This window comes from Methyloligella solikamskensis (assembly GCF_042676065.1).
In the GTDB taxonomy this organism is placed as follows: domain Bacteria; phylum Pseudomonadota; class Alphaproteobacteria; order Rhizobiales; family Methyloligellaceae; genus Methyloligella; species Methyloligella solikamskensis.
Window position 1 is genome coordinate 1298798 of the sequence record NZ_JBHTJO010000001.1, and the last position, 18094, is coordinate 1316891.

The following is an 18094-nucleotide window of genomic DNA, read 5'->3' on the forward strand; positions in this document are numbered from 1 at the left end:
ACCATTACGCTCGCGCGTATCGGATGAATTAGGGCCCGGCTGGCGCTGGGGCAAGCGCCGGGGCACCTGTCTGAGGGAGTTTTACCATGGGTATGGGATGGAACAGAGCTGCCTGCGCGGCGGCCGTTTTTGCAGTTTTCGCATCCGCCGCTGCCACACAGGCGAACGCCCAGGTCTACGGCGACCCCTACGGGGGGTCGATGTACGATTCGGGCCCGAGCTATGGCGGCGCGATGTTCCAAGGCTGGTGGATGGGGGCGACGGTCGGTGGCCGCAGCCTCGACACGTCCACGACGGCCACGGACGACTTTTCGGGCAGCGATTTCACCGGCGGCATTACCGGCGGCTACAACATCCAGAACGGTCAGATCGTCTACGGCGCGGAAGCGGATCTATTGCTCGGAGACGTCTCGGCGAGCAAGTCTATCGGCGGCGGCCTCTATACCGCCCGCTCAAGCATCGGCTCGACGGGCGACTTCAAGCTGAAGGCGGGCGTCACGGTGATTCCGCAGCTGCTGATCTTCGGTACGGCCGGTATCTCCGTTGCCGACACCGATGTGAAGATCAAAGGTCCGGTCACCAAGAGCGATAGCGGCGCCGATTTCGGCTGGAATATCGGCGGCGGCGCGGAGGTCGCGCTGACCCAGGATTGGAGCTTCCGCTTCGATTACCAGTACACCGACTTCGGTTCGGAGACGATTTCCTATCCGGGCGGCGACGTGAAGTTCGACAACAGCACGAACACCTATCGCGGCTCGATCTCGTACCACTTCTAAGAGACTTCTGAGGATCTTGCCGGCCAGGAGGCCGCCGTATCGGGCGGCTATCCTGGATCGGCGGGTACGTCGATCTGCGATAGCGGGCAGAGGTGGTGCTGATCCTGGTTGGCACCGCATTCCCGCGGGCTCAGATCCTTGTTGAAGCAGATCTGCACCTCGTAGAAATCGCCGGACCGGCACACCACGGACATCATAGGCGCGGTCAGCCAATCGTTGGCTTTCATGAAGGCCGCCTCGATTTGCCGGGGCGAGGACATGATGTCGGCCTGCGGATCCTTCAGGGCCTTGGGGATCGTCACCTTTTCGTAGAGGGTCTTGGCGGCGTCGAAGAAGGCTTCCGGCCCGAGGCCCGAGCAGGTGCCGTGGACCCGGTATTCGTGGATGATCAGCCCCTGGCTCGGCATGATGGGCTCCATCTCATTCAGCACCGAGCGCGGGATCCAGGGGCGCTCGCCCTCATAGCAATCCGACGGCCAGCCTTTCTTATGCTGCGGCCAGAGCCCGTGCAGGATGAAGGTGTTGGATAGATCGCCGTCGCAATGCTGGTAGCCGCGGCGGTCGCCTTCATGCTCGCAGAAGGTCGGCGCCCAGCTCAGGATCAACGCATAATACTCGAAGTCGCCAGGCGTGCCGCGATGGTGATGACGCTCGGCCTGCGCGGCCTGGGACAGCACGGCGAAGCCCGCCGATAGAGCGATGGCGAGAAGGCTGGCGGAAATCGTCTTACGCATCGTTGGCCGGCTTGTTGTCTTCGGTTTTCTCGTTTGGGCTGTTGGCGAACGCGCTCAGGATCCGCGCCCAGCTTCGCGTGCCCTTCACGAAGCTCTTCAGATTGTACTTCTCGTTCGGTGCGTGGATGCGGTCGTCGGGTAGGGCGAAGCCGATGAGCAGCGCGTCCATGCCGAGCGCATTGCGGAAAGATTCCACGATCGGAATGGAGGCGCCGCAGCCGAGGCGTACGGGCGGTACGTCCCATTCGTCCTGAAGCGCTTGGGCGGCGGCTTGGAATTCCGGGCTCGCCATGTCGAACCCGACAGCCGATGCGCCGCCTTCGCCGGTGAAGTGAGCCCGGGCATCGCGGGGCAGGCGCTGATCGATGAACTGGTGAAAGCCGGTGATGACCTGCTGCGGGTCCTGACCGGGCACGAGGCGAAAGGAGATCTTCGCCGTGGCCTGGCTGGGGATCACGGTCTTGGTGCCGACGCCTGTGTAGCCGCCATAGATGCCGTTGATCTCGACGGTGGGGCGCGCCCAGAGCTGCTCCAGCAGACTGTAGCGATCCTCGCCGGCCGCTTCCACGAGACCGATCTCGGCGAGAAAGCCCGCCTCGTCGAAGCCGAGAGAATTCCACTCGTCGCGTTGCTCCTGGGAGGGCTCGCTGACGCCGTCATAGAAGCCGGGAATGGTGATGCGGCCGTCGGGTCCGTGCAGTTCGCCGAGCATGGCGCACAGCACCTCGATGGGGTTGCGGACCGGGCCGCCATAGAGACCGGAGTGAAGATCGCGGGCCGGACCAGTGATGGTCACTTCGGAAAAGGCAAGGCCGCGGAGAAAGGCGGTGATGGCCGGCGTGTTGCCGTCCCACTGATTGGTGTCGCAGACGAGCGCGATATCGGCCTTCAGCTCGTCGCCGGTCTCGGCGAGGAACGGTAGGAGGGACGGGCTTGCCGATTCCTCCTCGCCTTCGAGAAGCACGGTGACCGCGACGGGCAGGCTGCCGGAGGTCTCGATATAGGCGCGGCAGGCCTCGATGAAGGTCATGACCTGACCCTTGTCGTCGGAGGCGCCGCGGGCGGTGATCACCTCGCCATAGGTCGGGTGCTCGGCGATGCGCGGCTCGAAGGGCGGCGTGTCCCACTCTTCAAGCGGATCGGCCGGCTGCACGTCGTAATGGCCGTAGAATAGAACATGGGGCTTAGCCTCACCGTCCTCGGGCCGCCAGTGGGCGACAACCATCGGCTTGCCTTCGGTGGGCCGGACGGAGGATTCGAAGCCGAGCTCGCGCAGCTGGCCGGCGCACCATTCGGCGGCCTCCAGGCAGTGGTGATGGTAGGCCGGGTCCGTCGAGATGCTTTCGATTTTCAGAAACTCGAACAGCCTGTCGCGCGCGGCCTGCTCGGTGTCGGAGAGGCGGCGAAGCGCGCTCTGCAGGTCGTTGTCGTGGGATGCGGGGGAGTCTTGCTGGTCGGATGACGTGGTCACGGCGGCTCCGATGGAAACAGAAAAAGAGCGGGCGCGCCAGGAGCCCTGGCGCGCTTAAAAGCCTCGCGCGTCAAAAGGACGGCGCCCCTAGGGGCGCCGGCCATGGCAATGAAGGCGAGGTTATTCGCCGAGCTGAACGTTGATCGCCTGAGGGCCCTTGCCCCGGCGATCGGGTTCGGTCTCGAAGGTCACCCGAGCCCCTTCGTCCAAAGCCGGCAGGCCGGAGCGCTGCAGGGCGGAGATGTGTAGGAACACATCCTTTCCGCCGTCGTCCGGCGTGATGAATCCGAAGCCACGTGAGTGATTGAAAAACTTTACGGTCCCGTTCTGGCGCATTGGGACGCTCCTTTTCCCTTCCACATCGCCTGCCATGAGGCGACTCACATCACATCAGGCATGTCTGGAAACGGAAAAGACCTCGCTGCGCCGCTCTACCCGAGCCGCTCTTCGTGTCGATCCGGGTTCGCATCCAGCCCGAAAAGCCCGAAGAGTGTATGAGTGGCTTTGCGGAAAGCGCAAGCCTCATGATGCGTCAACTCGATGACGGCAACGCCTGTGAAACAAGCGCAAGGTGCGCGTGCAGGCCGCCGCAGAGTCAGGCGAGAGCGCCGGTCTAGCGCCGTGCTTCATTGCAGATCGTGACGGAGCTCGTGCAGCGCACCAGCGCCTTGTCTGTCTCGCAGACCGTGGAGATGAAGGCGGCATCGGGGACGGCGCCGAGCTCTCCGGCGCGGACGAGGGCAAGCGCCTCGTTGAGCTTCTCTTCGGCGCGCTGCTCCACCCGCTTTGCAGAAAAGCCGCGAGCGGATTCGCTCTCAACGGTGCAGATCCGCGACGGTGCGGCGGGCGCCGCGTGCAGCTGATCGATCCCCATGACGACGAAGGCGCCGAGGATCAGCAGGATGATGATGAACCCGCGCGGGGTTATCCGCCGGAGGGGGGAGATCGGCATTCGCGAACCTCATGCAATGCTTCGATGTTGGAGAACAGCGTTCACGACGGAATGCAAAAGACGCGCGACTGTTCCCGGTAGCAGGGTCGCGTCTTTAGAAAACTCTCGTTTCGGAGTCTTGACGGTTCGCGCAAAAGAAAAGGCGCCGGCCGCAGCCGACGCCTTCACGCCATTCTTTGTGACGTTTTGCTTTCGCTAGTTACGGGCGACGCTACGACGGTCGGCCTTCTCGTCCTTCTTTCCGCCGAACAGGCCGCCGGCGAAGATGCCGTACTGCTTCTTGTCGGAGGCTTCGGTAACGGTGCCGCCGCGCTTCGTGCTCTTGGAGGTCGACTTGAAGGCCTCCTTGGTGCGGTGGCCGGACTTGGCGACCTGGGCCATGTGACCGCGGACAACGCGCTTCGACTCAGACTTGGAAGAGGCCTGGGAGACGGCCCGACCGGAGGTGCTGATCCGGACCTGTGCGGTGCCGGAGCCGATCATGCCGAGATTGGCGGCAGCGGCCTTGGAAACGTCGATCACGCGGCCATGAACGAAGGGGCCGCGATCGTTGATGCGAACGACCACGGAACGGCCGTTGCTGAGATTCTCGACCCGCACCTTGGTGCCGAAAGGCAGCGACCGGTGTGCGGCAGTCATCGCATTGGGATTCATCATCTCGCCGCTCGCGGTGCGCGAGTGGAGAGCATACCAGGAGGCGTGGCCGACTTGGTCGGCGTGAGCCAAGGCGAGAGGCGCAGCGATGACGGCCCCTGCAAGCCCGATAAGAGACAGGAAGGCGCGCATATTCAACATGCGTGGAGCTCCTTTAGATGTCGGGATTTATTGACGAAAAACTATTGAACCCGTTGTGCACTCATGTGCGAACGAGCCCGTAACCTAAGGAAAAACAAGGCAGAAAGGCGACTGCCTAGAGGTCACACAAGGGCCATTTATTGATTGGGGAACCTTGTTGTCGAGGCAGGCGTTTGGGCGCGCCGCCTTGATTGGGCAGGGCGGCAGGAGGAGGCCTCGCAGGCCAGTCCGGAGGGTTATTCAGGCGAATTAGTGCAGGGGCGTCAATAGGTTAGAAACCATGACGGCCGCGCCTAAGTCAGCGATAATTGCGCAGATTGTAGGCGCCGCAGGCCCCTTTGAGCCGGTTGTCGTTGCCAAACCTCTGACACAGACGGACCTTGGTGAGGGCATCATTGTGAACTTGGGCGTCCGTCACCTTCTCGCCGTAGGAGCGCGCAACGCGGGCGATCTCCTTCTCGCTGCAATACGGCGTGACGATCGGGCCGTTCTTGGTCTGCATGTAGATGCCCTGGCAGCGAATCTTGGCTTCTGCCGGAACAGCTTCGAGAGAGACAAATCCGGCCGCCAGGCCGAGCCCGAGACATGCACGTCCGGCCCACCGAATCGTGCTCTGGGAACGGTTCTTCCACTTTGTCATCGACGAGGTCTCCTTGTGGCAGGCTGGTGTCTTTAGCGCCGCAAGTTTGAGCACAAAAAACATAGATGAAATAATGTGCGAATGCATTTTTTTTGTTGGACATGGGCGCCCAATCCTTGCCCATATCGAACAATATCCTAACTTGTAGGATGACAGGCCCAAGACAGAAAAGCGGGCCAGGATGACAAAATGGCTAAGAAGAAGATGAAAGCGCAAGAAACGAGCCGGGAAACGTCCCCACCTTCCGCGAGTCTGAAGGAGCTTTCAGAAAGCGGTTACGGTGAGAAGTGCCGAGCTGGCAAGTCCTACGAATATGACACGTTGCGTGGGCGCAAGCGCGGCAAGGAGGCCGATACGGCCGATCGTATCTGGTTTGACGATCTGCCTCCGCACACCGACTAGGTATCCCGCGGCAGATCCAAGCTCTGCCAGACGTCACGGGCGGCGGAAAGTGCCGCGTTCTCCTGAGTAGACCATTGGAACCGGACTCCTGCTCTCGCAAGGGGCGATGGTTGCCGATTCCGGTGCCCCAACGGTCCGTGTGCCGACCCTCATAGCTCGCTCGCGACTTCGGGTGAGAGAGGGGCCTGTTGGCGCTTGACTGGCGCAGGGGCGCTGGCAAAGTGGCGCCCATGCGCGCACTTCCGAAAATCTCATTCAAAGGGTCGATCGCGGCGATGGCCGCCGTCGCTCTTTTCACGCTCGCCTCCGGCGGGGCCCATGCTGCCTGTCAAAGCCCCAGCCCGGCGCAGTTCCCGGCCTGGCTGCAGGACTTCAAGCAGGAGGCGTCGTCCCAAGGCATTTCCCGCCAGACCATCCAGGCAGCGCTGGCCGGCGTCCGCTATGATCCTTCCATCGTGGCGAAGGATCGCGCTCAGCATGTGTTCGCGCAGGATTTCCTGCAGTTCTCCAACCGCATGGTGGCGAATTACCGGCTCCAGCACGGCGCCAACAATCTGAAGAAATATTCCCAGACCTTCGACAGGATCGAACAGGAGTTCGGCGTCCCGGGGCCGGTCATCGTGGCTTTCTGGGGGCTGGAGACGGATTTCGGCGCCAATACGGGCAATGGGCCGACCATCCAGTCGCTCGCCACGCTCGCCTTCGATTGCCGCCGGTCGGCGGAATTCCGCGAGCAGCTCATGGATGCGTTGCGCATCATCGATCGCGGCGATCTCACTGTACGGCAGATGCGCGGGCCTTGGGCCGGCGAGCTGGGGCAGGTGCAGTTCCTGCCGAGCGTCTATGAGGAGTTCGGCGTCGATTACGACGGGGACGGGCGGCGCGATTTGATCAACAGCACGCCGGATTCCCTGGCCTCGGCCGGCAATTACATCCAGTCGCTCGGCTGGCGGCGCGGCGAGCCCTGGCTGGAAGAGGTGCGCGTGCCGGTGCAGATGCCGTGGGAGCTCGCCGACGTCCATATCAAGAAGCCGCGGGCGCTTTGGGCGCGGTTTGGCGTCACCAAGCGGGACGGCAGTGCGCTGCCCAACGACAATCTGCCGGCGGCGCTGGTTCTGCCCATGGGGCGGAACGGGCCGGCCTTCCTGGCCTATCCCAATTTCGACGTCTATCTGGAATGGAATCAGTCCCTGACCTATTCCCTGACGGCCGCGTATTTCGCCACGCGCCTGGCGGGCGCGCCGCCCCTGTCACGCGGGCGGGCGCCGGTCCAGTCGCTCAGCTTGGCGCAGACCAAGGAGCTGCAGACCCTGCTGGTGCAGCGGGGCTACGATGTGGGGAAGATCGACGGGATTATCGGAGAGAACACCCGCAAGGCGGTGACCGATGTGGAGCTGAAGCTCGGCCTGCCGGCCGACGGCTATCCGACGCCGGAATTGTTGGCGCGGCTGCGGCGCGGCGGCTAGGCCTTGCTTTCAAGGGCAGGGACCGCGCGTCCCTGCGCCCACTCTTCAATTACCAGCTAGACGGTCCGATCATCGGATTGCCGCCGAAGAACGCGCTGTTCGGCGGCTCGAACCGCATGCCCGGATAGACCCTGTTGTTCAGGATCATGGGCTCATCATAGATCTGGCGCTTAGCGCGGCGGGCCTGGCCGGGCGTGAGGTAGGTGATGCCGGCACCGCTTGAGGCTTGGCGTTCCTTGTTCCGGAACAGCCCGGCCGAGGCGGGCATCGCTGATGCGGCGATCACGGTTGCCGCCAAAGCGAAAGTCGTGGCTATGAACATCGGGTTGGTCATAAGAATCTCCCTGCCGTAATAGCGCCAGGTTAGAGCATTTTGTTCCCTGGCGCGTAACTCGTTTTGCACAAGTCTATTCGGGACAGTTGAAGATTCCGTTTCAGGAATAGCTGGCCTTCGCGCGACACTCTCGGGCGATCACCGTATGGAAATTTGCGAACGGGCTGGCGAGGACTATCTTCGTCCTGCCTACCACCAGGGCGGCACACCGAAATAGGGGTCGTAGAAGGGGCTCCCATACGGTCCGTAGCGCCATCCCGGATATGCGCGGTAACGCCAGTAGGCCCGGCGATCGAAGAACGGATCGTCGAAGCGGTCGCCATAGCGCTCGTCGAATTTCTCGCGGCGCTTTTCCTGCTCGGCAAACCTTTCCTGGCGCTGCTGGCGCTGGAGCTGCTTCTGGGCGCGCTTTTCAGCCTTACGCTCCTGGCGCAGGAGGCGCTCCTGCTGCTTGGACTGAGCTTTGTAGCCGCCTGCCGCGAGAGCAGGGGAAACCGTTGCGGTGCCCGCGAAGGCGATGCCGAGGGCAAGGGCGCCGGTCATCAAGAGTTTGGGTTTCATGATATCCATCCTCGGGGCGCGATCCGCGCTCCCGTGCGAGCCGGCAGGCTCGAACTTCCAGCTTTAGAGGAGATATGAGGGTTCGAATCCTGCCTACAAGCAGGGCGCAAGGGGAACGCCCTGTCGCGAGGGAGGTGTCAGGCGTCGTCGCGGTGGATTTTTTCGAGGAAACGGCCAACGCGGTCGATGTCGTGATACTCGACGAGGCGGGTCGGCCAGCCTTCCTCCAACTCCCAGAACATCCCCATGGTTGTCTCCAGGGTGTAACCGGTTTTGCGGTGCCAGTAACAGATGGGCACTTCCGCCGCGGCTCTATCCGCCGCAGCCAGGAGCCGTTGGGTATCGAACCGGACGATCTCGAACGCCTCTGCAATGAGGCTGAGCCGGTTCAGCGCTGGTTTCTTTCCCTCGATAAGCCCCGCCTGTGGCAGGACGCTTGTCGGCAGGCGGATATCGTGACCGAAATCGGTCGGCAGATAGCTCGCCAGGAGATCGAGATCCTGACGCCGCCACGCCTTAAAGATCTCGCCGAGCACAAACTTTGTCATGGTGCCGGGCATCAGCCACCCCCGAATCGTTTTCTCTCTCAAGGCGTAGCGAATGGTGCGGCGAATTGCGATGTGACGCACGGACTCTCCCGCCACCTGTGGAAAGTTGTGGGGGCGGCGTGTCCTCGCGTGGCCCTGGCGGCGCTCGATTTGCTACCGGCGCTTGCCCTTGGTGGCGCGGGTGCCCGGCATGCCGGCCTTGGAGGGGCGGCGCTTGGGCTTTTCGGCCAGGGGGATCTCCCGGTTATGGGGTCCCATCTCGTCGAGGCTCGGCTTATGAGGCCGGTTCAGGGCTGGCTGGCCGTTGCCGTCCCGCACGGCCTTCTCCAGCTGATCCTGGCGGGCGAGGGGATCGTTGGCGATAGCCAGCGACATATCCTTCAGGCGTTTCAGCTCGTCGCGCAGGCGGGCGGCCTCCTCGAATTCCAGGTCTGCGGCCGCGGCATGCATGCGTTTTTCGATATCGGCGATGGTCGATTCCAGATTGTGCCCTAAGGAGGCCTGGTCGTCCTCGGCGAAGCCGAGCCCCGCATCCACCATGACGTGGTCGCGCTCGTAAACGGACGAGAGAATGTCGCCGATATGCTTCTTCACGCTTTCCGGCGTGATGCCGTGCTCCTCGTTATAGGCTAGCTGCTTCTCGCGCCGCCGCTCGGTCTCGGCGATGGCGCGCTCCATGGAGCCGGTCATGCCGTCGGCATAGAGGATGACCTTGCCGTCGATGTTCCGAGCCGCGCGGCCGATGGTTTGGACCAGGGAGGTCTCGGAGCGGAGGAAGCCTTCCTTGTCCGCGTCGAGAATGCCGACCAGGGCGCATTCGGGGATGTCGAGGCCCTCGCGCAACAGGTTGATGCCCACCAGCACGTCGAAGGCGCCGAGGCGCAGATCGCGAATGATCTCGATGCGCTCCAGGGTCTCAACATCAGAGTGCATGTAGCGGACCTTGATGCCCTGCTCATGCATGTATTCGGTCAGGTCCTCGGCCATGCGCTTGGTCAGGGTGGTGACCAGCACGCGCTGGCCCCGGGCAATGACCTGGCGGGTCTCGTCGATGAGATCGTCCACCTGGGTGGAGGCGGGGCGGATCTCGACGGGCGGGTCGATCAACCCGGTGGGGCGGATGACCTGCTCCGTGAACACGCCGCCGGTCTGCTCCATCTCCCAAGAGCCGGGGGTGGCCGAGACATAGACGGTCTGGGGCCGCATGGCGTCCCACTCCTCGAAGCGCAGGGGCCGGTTGTCCATGCAGGACGGCAGGCGGAAACCGTATTCGGCCAGAGTCGATTTGCGCCGGTAGTCGCCCCGGAACATGCCGCCGATCTGGGGAATGGTGACGTGGCTCTCGTCGACGAAGACCAGGGCGTCGTCGGGCAGATATTCGAACAGGGTGGGCGGCGGCTCGCCCGGCGCGCGGCCGGTGAGATAGCGGGAATAGTTCTCAACGCCCGCGCAGGCGCCGGTCGCCTCGATCATCTCCAGATCGAAGGTGGTGCGCTGCTCCAGGCGCTGGGCTTCGAGCAGCCGGCCGGCGGCGTGGAGCTCGTCTAGCCGCAGCTTCAGCTCGTGCTTGATGCCCTTCACGGCCTGCTTGAGGGTCGGCTTCGGCGTGACGTAGTGGGAGTTCGCGTAGATCTTGACCATGGCGAACTGGTCGGTCTTGGCGCCGGTCAGGGGATCGAACTCGGTGATGGATTCGATCTCGTCGCCGAACAGGGAAATGCGCCAGGCGCTGTCGTCCAGATGGGCCGGCCAGAGCTCGATGGTGTCGCCGCGCACCCGGAAGGAACCGCGCACGAAGTTCACGTCGGAGCGCCGGTATTGCAGGCTCACCAGATCGGCCATGAGCTGGCGCTGCTCGATGCGCTCGCCCCGCTTCAGGCTCAGGGTCATGGCCGTGTAGGTCTCGACCGAGCCGATACCGTAGATGCAGGAGACGGAGGCAACGAGGATGACGTCGTCGCGCTCCAGTAGGGCGCGGGTGGCGGCGTGGCGCATGCGGTCGATCTGCTCGTTGATCGACGAATCCTTCTCGATATAGGTGTCGGTCCGCGGGACGTAAGCCTCTGGCTGGTAGTAGTCGTAATAGGAGACGAAATACTCGACCGCGTTGTCCGGGAAGAAGCTCTTGAACTCCCCGTAGAGCTGGGCGGCCAGGGTCTTGTTGGGCGCCAGGATAAGGGCGGGGCGCTGGGTCTCTTCGATCACCTTGGCCATGGTGAAGGTCTTGCCCGAGCCGGTGACGCCGAGCAGCACCTGGTCGCGCTCCGCCGCATTCACCTGGGAGACGAGTTCGGCGATGGCGGTGGGCTGGTCGCCCTTGGGCTCCATCTCCGATTTCAGGGTGATCGGCACGCCGCCTTCGGATTTCTCCGGCCGGGGCGGGCGATGGGGCATGAAGGTCGGCATGTTCACGCCGCCGGCCAGGGGATGGTCCTGCATCAACGGCTGGGGCGCCTCGGACATGCCGGTGCGGTTTTCGCCTGTCGGAAGGCCGGCCTCCTCGCCGGTGACGGCGCGGGGTTCGGCGCGGGAGCCGAAGGTTCTGGCTGTGCGGGGTGGCATGGGGCGAATATGAGGCCAGGCGGCCCGTTTGCCTAGAGGGTCTGCGGCGTTGCGCTTAAAGCCGCAGGTCTAGGAGCGATACGCTTCGGTGTCAGGCGTAGATCAGCACGATGAGGGCCATCCAGATGATCGCGAGAATCTGGATACCGAAGAGCGAGCCGCGGATGCGGACGACCTTCTCGGTCTGCTCGAAGGAGAGATGCAGGCTCGACTGGGCGATGCGGAAGACCAGCACGGTGATGGCGAGGGCGCTTATCACCGGTCCGGTGACGCCGGCGATAGCCGCGGTGATCGCGACCGCGGCATAGACCGGCAGATTTTCCACGCAGTTCAGATGCGCCCGCATGGCTCGCTGGTGATAAGACGGCCCTTCCGCCACGCCGCCGGGAAAGTCGGAGAACTTCTCCCCCTTCATGACGCGCCGGGCCCGGGCCGTCGCCACCCCCGCAAACAGCACGGCGATGGTCCAAAGCGCATAGAGGACGAGGACGTAAAGGGGCGTGGTCATGATCTCGATCTCTCCCGCCTACCGCTCGTCCAGCTCTTCTCTCACCTGGGCATAGCTCAGGACGGCGAAGAGGATGGTGCCGCCGGCGACGTTGCCGAGCAGGGTGGGGATGAAGAAGACGAAGACCACGCGGAGCAGGCTCTCGTGGCCGGTGAGGAACATGTAGAAGGCCTCGACCGAGCCGGCGATGACGTGGGTAAAGCCGCCGAGCGCGATGAGATAGGTGATGAGCGAGATCACGAAGATCTCGGTGCCTTCCGCGGAGGGCAGCATCCAGACCAGGGCTGCGATCAGCCAGCCTGAGACGATGCCTTTGACGAACATCTCGCCGACGGAGTTCTCCATCAGATGCTCGGAGATCTTCACGACGGCCTTCACGATGTCCGGCGTGAGGGCGCCAGAAAAGGCCAGGAACAGGGCGACGAGGAAGCAGCCTACCAGGTTGGCGGCGAGCACGATGCCCCAGAGGCGCAGGAGCACTCCGACCCACATGAGACGCCGGCGCGATATGACGGGCAGAACGGCGGTGAGGGTATTCTCGGTGAAGAGCTGCTGGCGGGACAGAATGACGATGAGGAAGCCTACCGCATAGCCCATATCGGCGATGATGTCGGCGCCGGGCCGGTCGCCCATGAAGGCTGCCAGCATGGCCTGGGAGAGGACCGAGAAGCCGATGGAGATACCGGCGGCGAGGCCGGACCACCATAGGGCCGTCCAGGAGCGGGCGAGTTCGCCTTCACCCTCGGTTCGGATGATCTCGTAGACAACCGCGGCGCGGAGCCGGCGGCGTTTCTGGACAGAACGCGCTTCTTCTCGGCTCAGCCCCTCCTGCTTGGTGGGGCCGTTGTCTTCTGCAGGTTTCGCCATTCTACCTCGCCGGAAATCTTCTTTTCGCCGGAAATCTTGCTGGAAACCCGGCTCCGATGGGCCCGGTCATAGCGCTGGCTAACGATTGAACGCGCTCATGGTTCACCGGGAAAGGGGGTGCGCCAGCGTGGCGCCCCGGTTAACCGGCGATCTTAGACGGATTCGGCGGGTAGACTGCAAGGCAAAGCGTAGCGCTCGCGTTAAGGCCCTCAAGATCAATGGGAGCTGTACTCCCGGGGAAACCGGCGAAAATCCCCAAAATCCATAGGAAAAGGAAGACTTCTCGGTGCATTTCGCTCTGATATTGCGGGAGATCGGTAACTTCTGGGCTATAATGGCGTTGTAGACTGCTGGGCGGGAAGGAAACGGAGCAGGAGACCATGGCCAAACCTCAGGCGGCCAAGCAAGGCGCTCGTTCGGGAGCCGGTTCCAAGGAAAAGAGCGCAGCGAAGGCTAAAACCACCAAGACCACGGCGGCGAAGAGCATGTCGGCCAAGACCAGCGCAGCTAAGACTAGCGGGGCCAAGACAACTGCGAAAAAGCCGGCACCGAAGACGGCGGCCGCGAAGCCGAGCGCGGCCAAGACGAGTGCAGCTAAGAAGACTGGGGCGAAGAAGGCCCCGGCGCAGGCGGCTTCGGCCAAAACCGCGAGCGCCAACAAGACTCCCGCCAAGAAGACTGCCGCAAAGAAGACCGCGGCGAAGAAGCCTGCGGCACGGAAGGCCGCTCCGGCAAAGAAGACCGCGGCGAAGACAGCATCCACACCGACCAAGAAGAGCGCCAAGGTGAGCGCGGCCAAGCCGGCCAAAAAGCCATCGGCCAAAAAATCCTCGGCCAAAAAATCCTCGGCGAAGACATCGTCAGCGAAGAAGCCTTCAACCAAGAGCGCGGCAGCCAAAGCACCGAGCAAGGCGACGAAGGCGCCGACCCAGACCCGGGCGGCCAAGCCGACGCCGAAGCGGAAGACGGGCTCCAGCGCGAGCCCCCGGCCGAAAACGCCGGAGACCAATCCTTCGAAGCCGGCCTTCTCGACCTTCGGCAGCAGCGGCGGGTATGACCGCGTGCAGACTGCTCCGATCACCCGCATCGTTGGGAAGTCGACGCCGGCGCCCGGATCTCTGTCGCCTGCGCGTCAGGATGGTGGCGAAGAAACCGGCGAGCTCCAGCGCGGTGCCGAGGGCGGGACCGCCTGGCGAAACGAATAGGGGCTAGTCGACGCCGTCGACGAGGCCGCCCAGGCCAAGCTGGCTCAAGGCTTCCAGCCAATGGTCGGCGACATGGGGATGGTCGAGGAGGTAGTCCGCGGTGGGGATCTCCTGGCGGTCCTTGGCCTGATCCACGAGATCGGACCATTCGGCCGGCTCGCCATCGCCACGCCCGAGCCATAGGAGAGCGACCAGCTCGGCCTGCTCCTGCTCGTTCAAACCCTGAATTTCTTCCACGATCTCCTCGCGCCGGAGATCTCCCTCATCATCCTGAAATTCATTTGGTGGGGTTTCGTCGTCGGTCGGGTTGGAGCCGACATCGGGCATCTCATTGGCCTCTTCGACCATGATGGCCCGGACCTTGACCGCGAGAGACTTCACATAATCGGGGTCGATGGAAATTTCGGTCATTCGGGATTTCCTGGATCTGCCTGCAAGCTCTGCCGAAGCGTCAATGACGCCTCCGTTTGGCCCTAGCAACGCAGAGGGTCCCGGCCCGTTCCAATCTCGCGTGAAGGTGGGCTGGCGCCGGTCAAACGCCGCGGAAGACGTTACCGGCGAGCAGCACGAAATAGGCGACCAGCAGGGTCTCGAAGCGGTATTCGGCGATGAAGGGAATATGGAACGGCGTGTAGGTCTCAAGCAGAACGAGGATGACCAGGATCAGCGAGATCAGGAAGATCGGATAGGTCGGTGGTGAAAGCCAGTAGCCGCGCGCCATGGAATGCCCCCATTTGTTTTGCCGGTTCGAGCCTAATGGGCTGAGTATGGGAAGGCGAGCCGATTGTCACGCCCGGTTCCGCATCTCCCCGCCGCAAGTTTCGAGCGGCACTTTCGGAAATCAATATGAAGGCTTGAATGATATGGCGCTTGCTTCCGCCCCCGCAGGTCTCTTCGCCTATCTCCTCCCGATCCTGCTGCTGTTCTGCTCGAACGTGTTCATGACCTTCGCATGGTATGGCCACCTGAAGTTCAAGGCCGTGCCGCTGGCGCTGGTCATTCTGGTGAGCTGGGGGATTGCGCTGGTGGAATATTGCTTCGCCGTGCCGGCCAACCGGCTGGGGAGCGCGGTCTATTCGCCCGCAGAGCTAAAGAGCATTCAGGAGGTGATCACGCTGATCGTCTTCGCGGGCTTTACGGCGTTCTACTTCCAGGAGCCGTTGAGCTGGATGCAGGTGATCGGATTCGCGCTGATCGCGGCAGGTGCGGCGTTTGTGTTCAACGGGTGACTGCTGGGCCCGCAAGAGAGCCCCGACCGGCATGACGCCGGCCGGAGCCCAAAAGATTACATCCCGGCCAGCAGGTTGCCGAGGGCCAGGATCACATAAGCGGCGATGGCCACCCAGAACGCATTTGCAGTGACGAATGGAATGGCGACGAAGAGACCAAGAACGGCCAGAATCGCCAAAATCAGAGAAATGAAGAATACGATTTGAGTCGGTGCACTAAGATGCATGTTGCCCTCCCTTAGTTGACGGTCGGAGGGTAATGGGTTTGTGTGAAAATACGAAGCGGTGATCTCGCGCCTAGGTTCAAGCCTGTGGGGATCATCAACCGCGGGGCAACGGGGGAGGCTAGTGTGCGGCCGGTATTACGACTGGTGCTGGGGGTGGTGGCGCTGTTCGCAATTCTTGCCGGCGTCGCGATAACATTGCCCGATCATGTGCATGTGGCGCGGACGATCGTCATCAACGCTCCGGAAGGGGCGGTTTTCTCGCATTTGAACGATCCTCGCAAAGTGGCCGTCTGGCTGCCCTGGCGGCAGCGGGACCCCGATATGCGATTCGACTATTCGGGTGCAGCGGGAGGCGAGGGCGCGCATTTGGAATGGTTTAGCGACGTGCCGTCTGTCGGCGCCGGCAGCATCGATATCACCGAAAGCGAGGCTCCTAGGAAGGTGGAGTACGACGTGGATTTCGGGGGGCTCGAAGGCACGAGCTACCTGCTCGTCTCGCCCTCCGGCTCGGGCAGCAAGGTGACCTGGGGCTTTGGCTACGATACGGGCACCAATCTCTTCAAACGCTGGAAAGGGCTGATGCTCGACCGGCTGGTGGGTACCGATTATCAGCTCGGCCTTTCGAAGCTGAAGAGTGTTGTGGAAAAAGAGCGGGCGCCGGAGGAATCGATGACGCCAGGCGCGGCCACACAGGCGGCTCCCGTCGAAGTCGCGCCCGCCCAGGCGACGCCTGCCGAGGCAGCGCCCGCTGCCCAGGACGTCCAAAAGCAATAAGGCTGGTTGGGCTGCGGGAGACTTTCTCCGAGGAGGCTTGCTCCCAGAGCTTCTAAAGCTTCTGCTCGCCCGGGGTGCGATGGCCGCTGTTGTTGGCCTGCACGGATTCGATCACCAACCGATATGCACCGGCCACGAGGTTGTTCAGGGCCGTGCAGTTCGCATCGATGGGTGCGGGCTGGCCCAGCTTCGTGCGATCGAGCGTGGCATCCTCGCCCTCATCGGCGGCGTCGCGGGCGGTCACCCGGTAGACATAGGACAGGCCATCGGGCGTCACGACGGTGATGCGGTCGCCCACCGCGACCTTCTCAGGCCGAAGAAGAGCATTCGGGTCGGGCTGGAGATGGGGATCCCGAGCCGGATCGAGAGAGGCCTGGCGCGGAAGGCTGCCGGTTTCGGCAGGTGTGTCCGACTCTTTGCCTAGCTTGCCGGAAAGCGCGGAAATGGCGACTTCGTCCGCGGCGGTCTCTTCAAGGATGGCGCTCATGCCCAGTCGGCGGACCGACGCTTCGCTCCGCTGACCGTCGGCCGGCTCGTCATCGAAATAGGAAATCTGGTCGAAGTCCGAAGTCTTCGACACGGGTGTGCGCCAATCGAGCGCATCGAAAGAACCAATCAACGCAAAACCAAAAAGAGCAGCGCAGCCGCCAGCGAGGCCAAGCCCCGTAACAGCCGTGCCGAATTTGAAGAGGCCCTGTGGGGATCGCATTAATTGCTCCTCATTTCTTCGTCGACATCCGCATCTTGCACGAAGGAAAGGGCGCGAAGATGGCGGCGCCAAAGCAGGCGTGTCGCCACACCGAGTGTGGAAAGAAGTATCACGAGGATCGCCAGCTGTCTTGGGAGATTGCCTTTCGGCGAGGCTGCGCCCTGGGCCGCTTTGGGCCTGGCGGGTTGCAGGGTCGGGACCTCGGCGGCGGTGAGCTCGCCATCGGAGAAGATGATGGGCTCGACCTTGACCGGGCGTGGATGGCTGGCCGGCACGATCTGCGGCTCCGATGCGGCAATCGAAACCGGGAAAACCACCGGTCCGGCGGTGAGTGCGGCAGCGGCTAGTGCGCAAGCTGGTAAGCGGTTTTTGAACATTTTGCTTGGCCCCCAAAGCTCAAGTCGGGCAAGAATCATCACAGCAATTGGGCGATGGGTGAGCAGGAATTTGACGCTCAGACGGCGGGGCATGACATCGCAAAAGAGGCTTGCGAAGTCCTAACCGAGATCGCTGCAAATCTCTGAAACACTTCAGCGATTTCGAATCGTCCTGGTCCTTCGCCGGTCCGGCAATCCCGCAGATGTGGGGGGGAACAAGCGGTGGCAGGCCGTCGTTAGGCTCCCGTGAAAACAGGCGCCCGGCGCCCCCCACTCAGACGCTTTCCGCCGGGCCCAATTAATTCAGGAGAGGAAGGACCCATGAAAACGCTCAAAGATCTATTCATGCATCAGCTTCGAGACGTCTATTACGCCGAGAAGCAGATTCTGAAGGCGCTGCCGGAGATGGCCAGCAAGGCCGATTCCGATCAGCTCCGGAAGGCTTTCGAGGATCATCTGGAGGAGACCAAGGGCCAGAAGGACCGGCTCGAGGAAGTCTTCAAGCTGCTGGATGCCAAGCCTGAGGGTGAGACCTGCCCGGCCATCGACGGCATCATTAAGGAGCACAAGGAAATCGCTTCGGAGATCGAGGATGCCGATGCGCTGGACGCGGCGATGATCGCCAACGCCCAGGCCGTGGAGCATTACGAGATCTCGCGCTACGGTACGCTGATCGCCTGGGCCGACCAGCTCGGTCTGCCGGCCGAGGTCGCCAGCCTCCTGAAGCAGACACTGGACCAGGAGTACAATGCCGACTCCAGCCTGAGCCAGCTGGCCGAGACCAAGCTGAACCAGCAGGCGGCGTAAAAACTCTGGCATTAGGCCAATATGCGACGGCGCGGACATGGCTTTGTCCGCGCCGTTGGTTTATCTAAAGCCCATCAACGTTCTTTAGAGACAAGCTGGCTATCCCTATCTGTCGATCTCCGCGATGCGGATCGCTCGTCCTCGTTCCGG

The 18094-nt window shown here is 62.8% G+C and carries 24 protein-coding genes; 6 read left to right on the plus strand and 18 right to left on the minus strand.

Features of this window, described 5'->3' with window-relative positions; translation table 11 throughout:
- Window positions 1–92 precede the first annotated feature (92 nt).
- Window positions 93–776: an outer membrane protein gene (locus ACFQ2F_RS06285; protein ID WP_379090618.1), complete on the plus strand. Its 684-nt coding sequence runs from the start codon at window positions 93–95 to the stop codon at window positions 774–776.
- Between the two features lie 47 nt (window positions 777–823).
- On the opposite strand, the gene ACFQ2F_RS06290 is transcribed toward ACFQ2F_RS06285, so the two are convergent.
- From ACFQ2F_RS06290 to ACFQ2F_RS06315, 6 genes are all read right to left on the minus strand, one after another.
- Complete coding sequence (locus tag ACFQ2F_RS06290) at window positions 824–1510, minus strand: ribonuclease T2 family protein (protein WP_379087323.1); 687 nt, start codon at window positions 1508–1510, stop codon at window positions 824–826.
- Window positions 1503–2981, minus strand: coding sequence for a M20/M25/M40 family metallo-hydrolase (locus tag ACFQ2F_RS06295; protein WP_379087326.1), 1479 nt, complete (start codon window positions 2979–2981; stop codon window positions 1503–1505). Before ACFQ2F_RS06295 ends, ACFQ2F_RS06290 begins: the two co-directional genes overlap by 8 nt.
- Before the next feature lie 120 nt (window positions 2982–3101).
- Window positions 3102–3317 (minus strand): cold-shock protein, encoded by a 216-nt coding sequence (locus tag ACFQ2F_RS06300; protein ID WP_069095440.1) that lies wholly within the window; start codon window positions 3315–3317, stop codon window positions 3102–3104.
- Between the two features lie 277 nt (window positions 3318–3594).
- On the minus strand, window positions 3595–3933 hold the full coding sequence (locus ACFQ2F_RS06305) for a hypothetical protein (RefSeq protein WP_379087331.1): 339 nt from the start codon (window positions 3931–3933) through the stop codon (window positions 3595–3597).
- 195 nt (window positions 3934–4128) lie between these two features.
- Window positions 4129–4719 carry a septal ring lytic transglycosylase RlpA family protein gene (locus ACFQ2F_RS06310; protein ID WP_379090620.1) on the minus strand — a complete coding sequence of 197 codons (591 nt, stop codon included), beginning with the start codon at window positions 4717–4719 and terminating at the stop codon, window positions 4129–4131.
- A 307-nt stretch (window positions 4720–5026) separates the two neighbouring features.
- Complete coding sequence (locus ACFQ2F_RS06315; RefSeq protein WP_379087334.1) at window positions 5027–5368, minus strand: hypothetical protein; 342 nt, start codon at window positions 5366–5368, stop codon at window positions 5027–5029.
- Between the two features lie 189 nt (window positions 5369–5557).
- Here ACFQ2F_RS06315 and ACFQ2F_RS06320 point away from each other — a divergent pair, with 189 nt between their 5' ends.
- Both ACFQ2F_RS06320 and ACFQ2F_RS06325 read left to right on the plus strand, forming a co-directional pair.
- Entirely contained in the window at window positions 5558–5770 is a 213-nt protein-coding gene (locus ACFQ2F_RS06320) for a hypothetical protein (protein WP_379087337.1), read from the plus strand.
- Window positions 5771–6045: 275 nt separating this feature from the next.
- On the plus strand, window positions 6046–7236 hold the full coding sequence (locus ACFQ2F_RS06325) for a lytic murein transglycosylase (protein ID WP_379087339.1): 1191 nt from the start codon (window positions 6046–6048) through the stop codon (window positions 7234–7236).
- Between the two features lie 49 nt (window positions 7237–7285).
- Here ACFQ2F_RS06325 and ACFQ2F_RS06330 read toward each other — a convergent pair whose 3' ends face one another.
- From ACFQ2F_RS06330 to ACFQ2F_RS06370, 9 genes are all read right to left on the minus strand, one after another.
- Entirely contained in the window at window positions 7286–7570 is a 285-nt protein-coding gene (locus tag ACFQ2F_RS06330) for a hypothetical protein (RefSeq protein ID WP_379087342.1), read from the minus strand.
- 189 nt (window positions 7571–7759) lie between these two features.
- A complete protein-coding gene (locus tag ACFQ2F_RS06335) occupies window positions 7760–8131 on the minus strand; it encodes a hypothetical protein (protein ID WP_379087345.1) in 372 nt (123 codons plus the stop codon).
- 137 nt (window positions 8132–8268) lie between these two features.
- Window positions 8269–8679 (minus strand): hypothetical protein, encoded by a 411-nt coding sequence (locus ACFQ2F_RS06340; RefSeq protein ID WP_379087348.1) that lies wholly within the window; start codon window positions 8677–8679, stop codon window positions 8269–8271.
- A gap of 153 nt (window positions 8680–8832) precedes the next feature.
- A complete protein-coding gene (uvrB, locus tag ACFQ2F_RS06345) occupies window positions 8833–11241 on the minus strand; it encodes an excinuclease ABC subunit UvrB (RefSeq protein ID WP_379087351.1) in 2409 nt (802 codons plus the stop codon).
- Between the two features lie 91 nt (window positions 11242–11332).
- Window positions 11333–11749, minus strand: a complete 417-nt coding sequence (locus ACFQ2F_RS06350) for an MAPEG family protein (RefSeq protein ID WP_379087354.1) — start codon at window positions 11747–11749, stop codon at window positions 11333–11335.
- A gap of 18 nt (window positions 11750–11767) precedes the next feature.
- Window positions 11768–12616: a formate/nitrite transporter family protein gene (locus ACFQ2F_RS06355; RefSeq protein WP_379087357.1), complete on the minus strand. Its 849-nt coding sequence runs from the start codon at window positions 12614–12616 to the stop codon at window positions 11768–11770.
- A 391-nt stretch (window positions 12617–13007) separates the two neighbouring features.
- Entirely contained in the window at window positions 13008–13562 is a 555-nt protein-coding gene (locus tag ACFQ2F_RS06360; RefSeq protein ID WP_379087359.1) for a hypothetical protein, read from the minus strand.
- Window positions 13563–13824: 262 nt separating this feature from the next.
- Complete coding sequence (locus tag ACFQ2F_RS06365) at window positions 13825–14232, minus strand: DUF3775 domain-containing protein (RefSeq protein WP_379087362.1); 408 nt, start codon at window positions 14230–14232, stop codon at window positions 13825–13827.
- A gap of 121 nt (window positions 14233–14353) precedes the next feature.
- Window positions 14354–14542, minus strand: coding sequence for a hypothetical protein (locus ACFQ2F_RS06370; RefSeq protein WP_379087365.1), 189 nt, complete (start codon window positions 14540–14542; stop codon window positions 14354–14356).
- A gap of 142 nt (window positions 14543–14684) precedes the next feature.
- Between ACFQ2F_RS06370 and ACFQ2F_RS06375 the strand changes: the two genes are divergently transcribed.
- On the plus strand, window positions 14685–15050 hold the full coding sequence (locus ACFQ2F_RS06375) for a DMT family protein (RefSeq protein WP_379087368.1): 366 nt from the start codon (window positions 14685–14687) through the stop codon (window positions 15048–15050).
- Between the two features lie 56 nt (window positions 15051–15106).
- Here the strand turns inward: ACFQ2F_RS06375 and ACFQ2F_RS06380 are convergent, their stop codons facing one another.
- A complete protein-coding gene (locus tag ACFQ2F_RS06380; RefSeq protein WP_379087371.1) occupies window positions 15107–15277 on the minus strand; it encodes a hypothetical protein in 171 nt (56 codons plus the stop codon).
- 84 nt (window positions 15278–15361) lie between these two features.
- On the opposite strand from ACFQ2F_RS06380, the gene ACFQ2F_RS06385 reads away from it, so the two are divergent.
- The gene (locus ACFQ2F_RS06385) at window positions 15362–16051 is read left to right on the plus strand and encodes an SRPBCC family protein (protein ID WP_379087374.1); all 690 of its coding nucleotides are present in this window, start codon (window positions 15362–15364) and stop codon (window positions 16049–16051) included.
- A 52-nt stretch (window positions 16052–16103) separates the two neighbouring features.
- Here the strand turns inward: ACFQ2F_RS06385 and ACFQ2F_RS06390 are convergent, their stop codons facing one another.
- Both ACFQ2F_RS06390 and ACFQ2F_RS06395 read right to left on the minus strand, forming a co-directional pair.
- Window positions 16104–16631: a hypothetical protein gene (locus tag ACFQ2F_RS06390; protein WP_379087377.1), complete on the minus strand. Its 528-nt coding sequence runs from the start codon at window positions 16629–16631 to the stop codon at window positions 16104–16106.
- Window positions 16632–16759: 128 nt separating this feature from the next.
- Window positions 16760–17230, minus strand: coding sequence for a hypothetical protein (locus ACFQ2F_RS06395; protein WP_379087380.1), 471 nt, complete (start codon window positions 17228–17230; stop codon window positions 16760–16762).
- A 228-nt stretch (window positions 17231–17458) separates the two neighbouring features.
- Between ACFQ2F_RS06395 and ACFQ2F_RS06400 the strand changes: the two genes are divergently transcribed.
- The gene (locus ACFQ2F_RS06400; protein ID WP_379087383.1) at window positions 17459–17944 is read left to right on the plus strand and encodes a YciE/YciF ferroxidase family protein; all 486 of its coding nucleotides are present in this window, start codon (window positions 17459–17461) and stop codon (window positions 17942–17944) included.
- The last annotated feature ends 150 nt before the right edge of the window (window positions 17945–18094 follow it).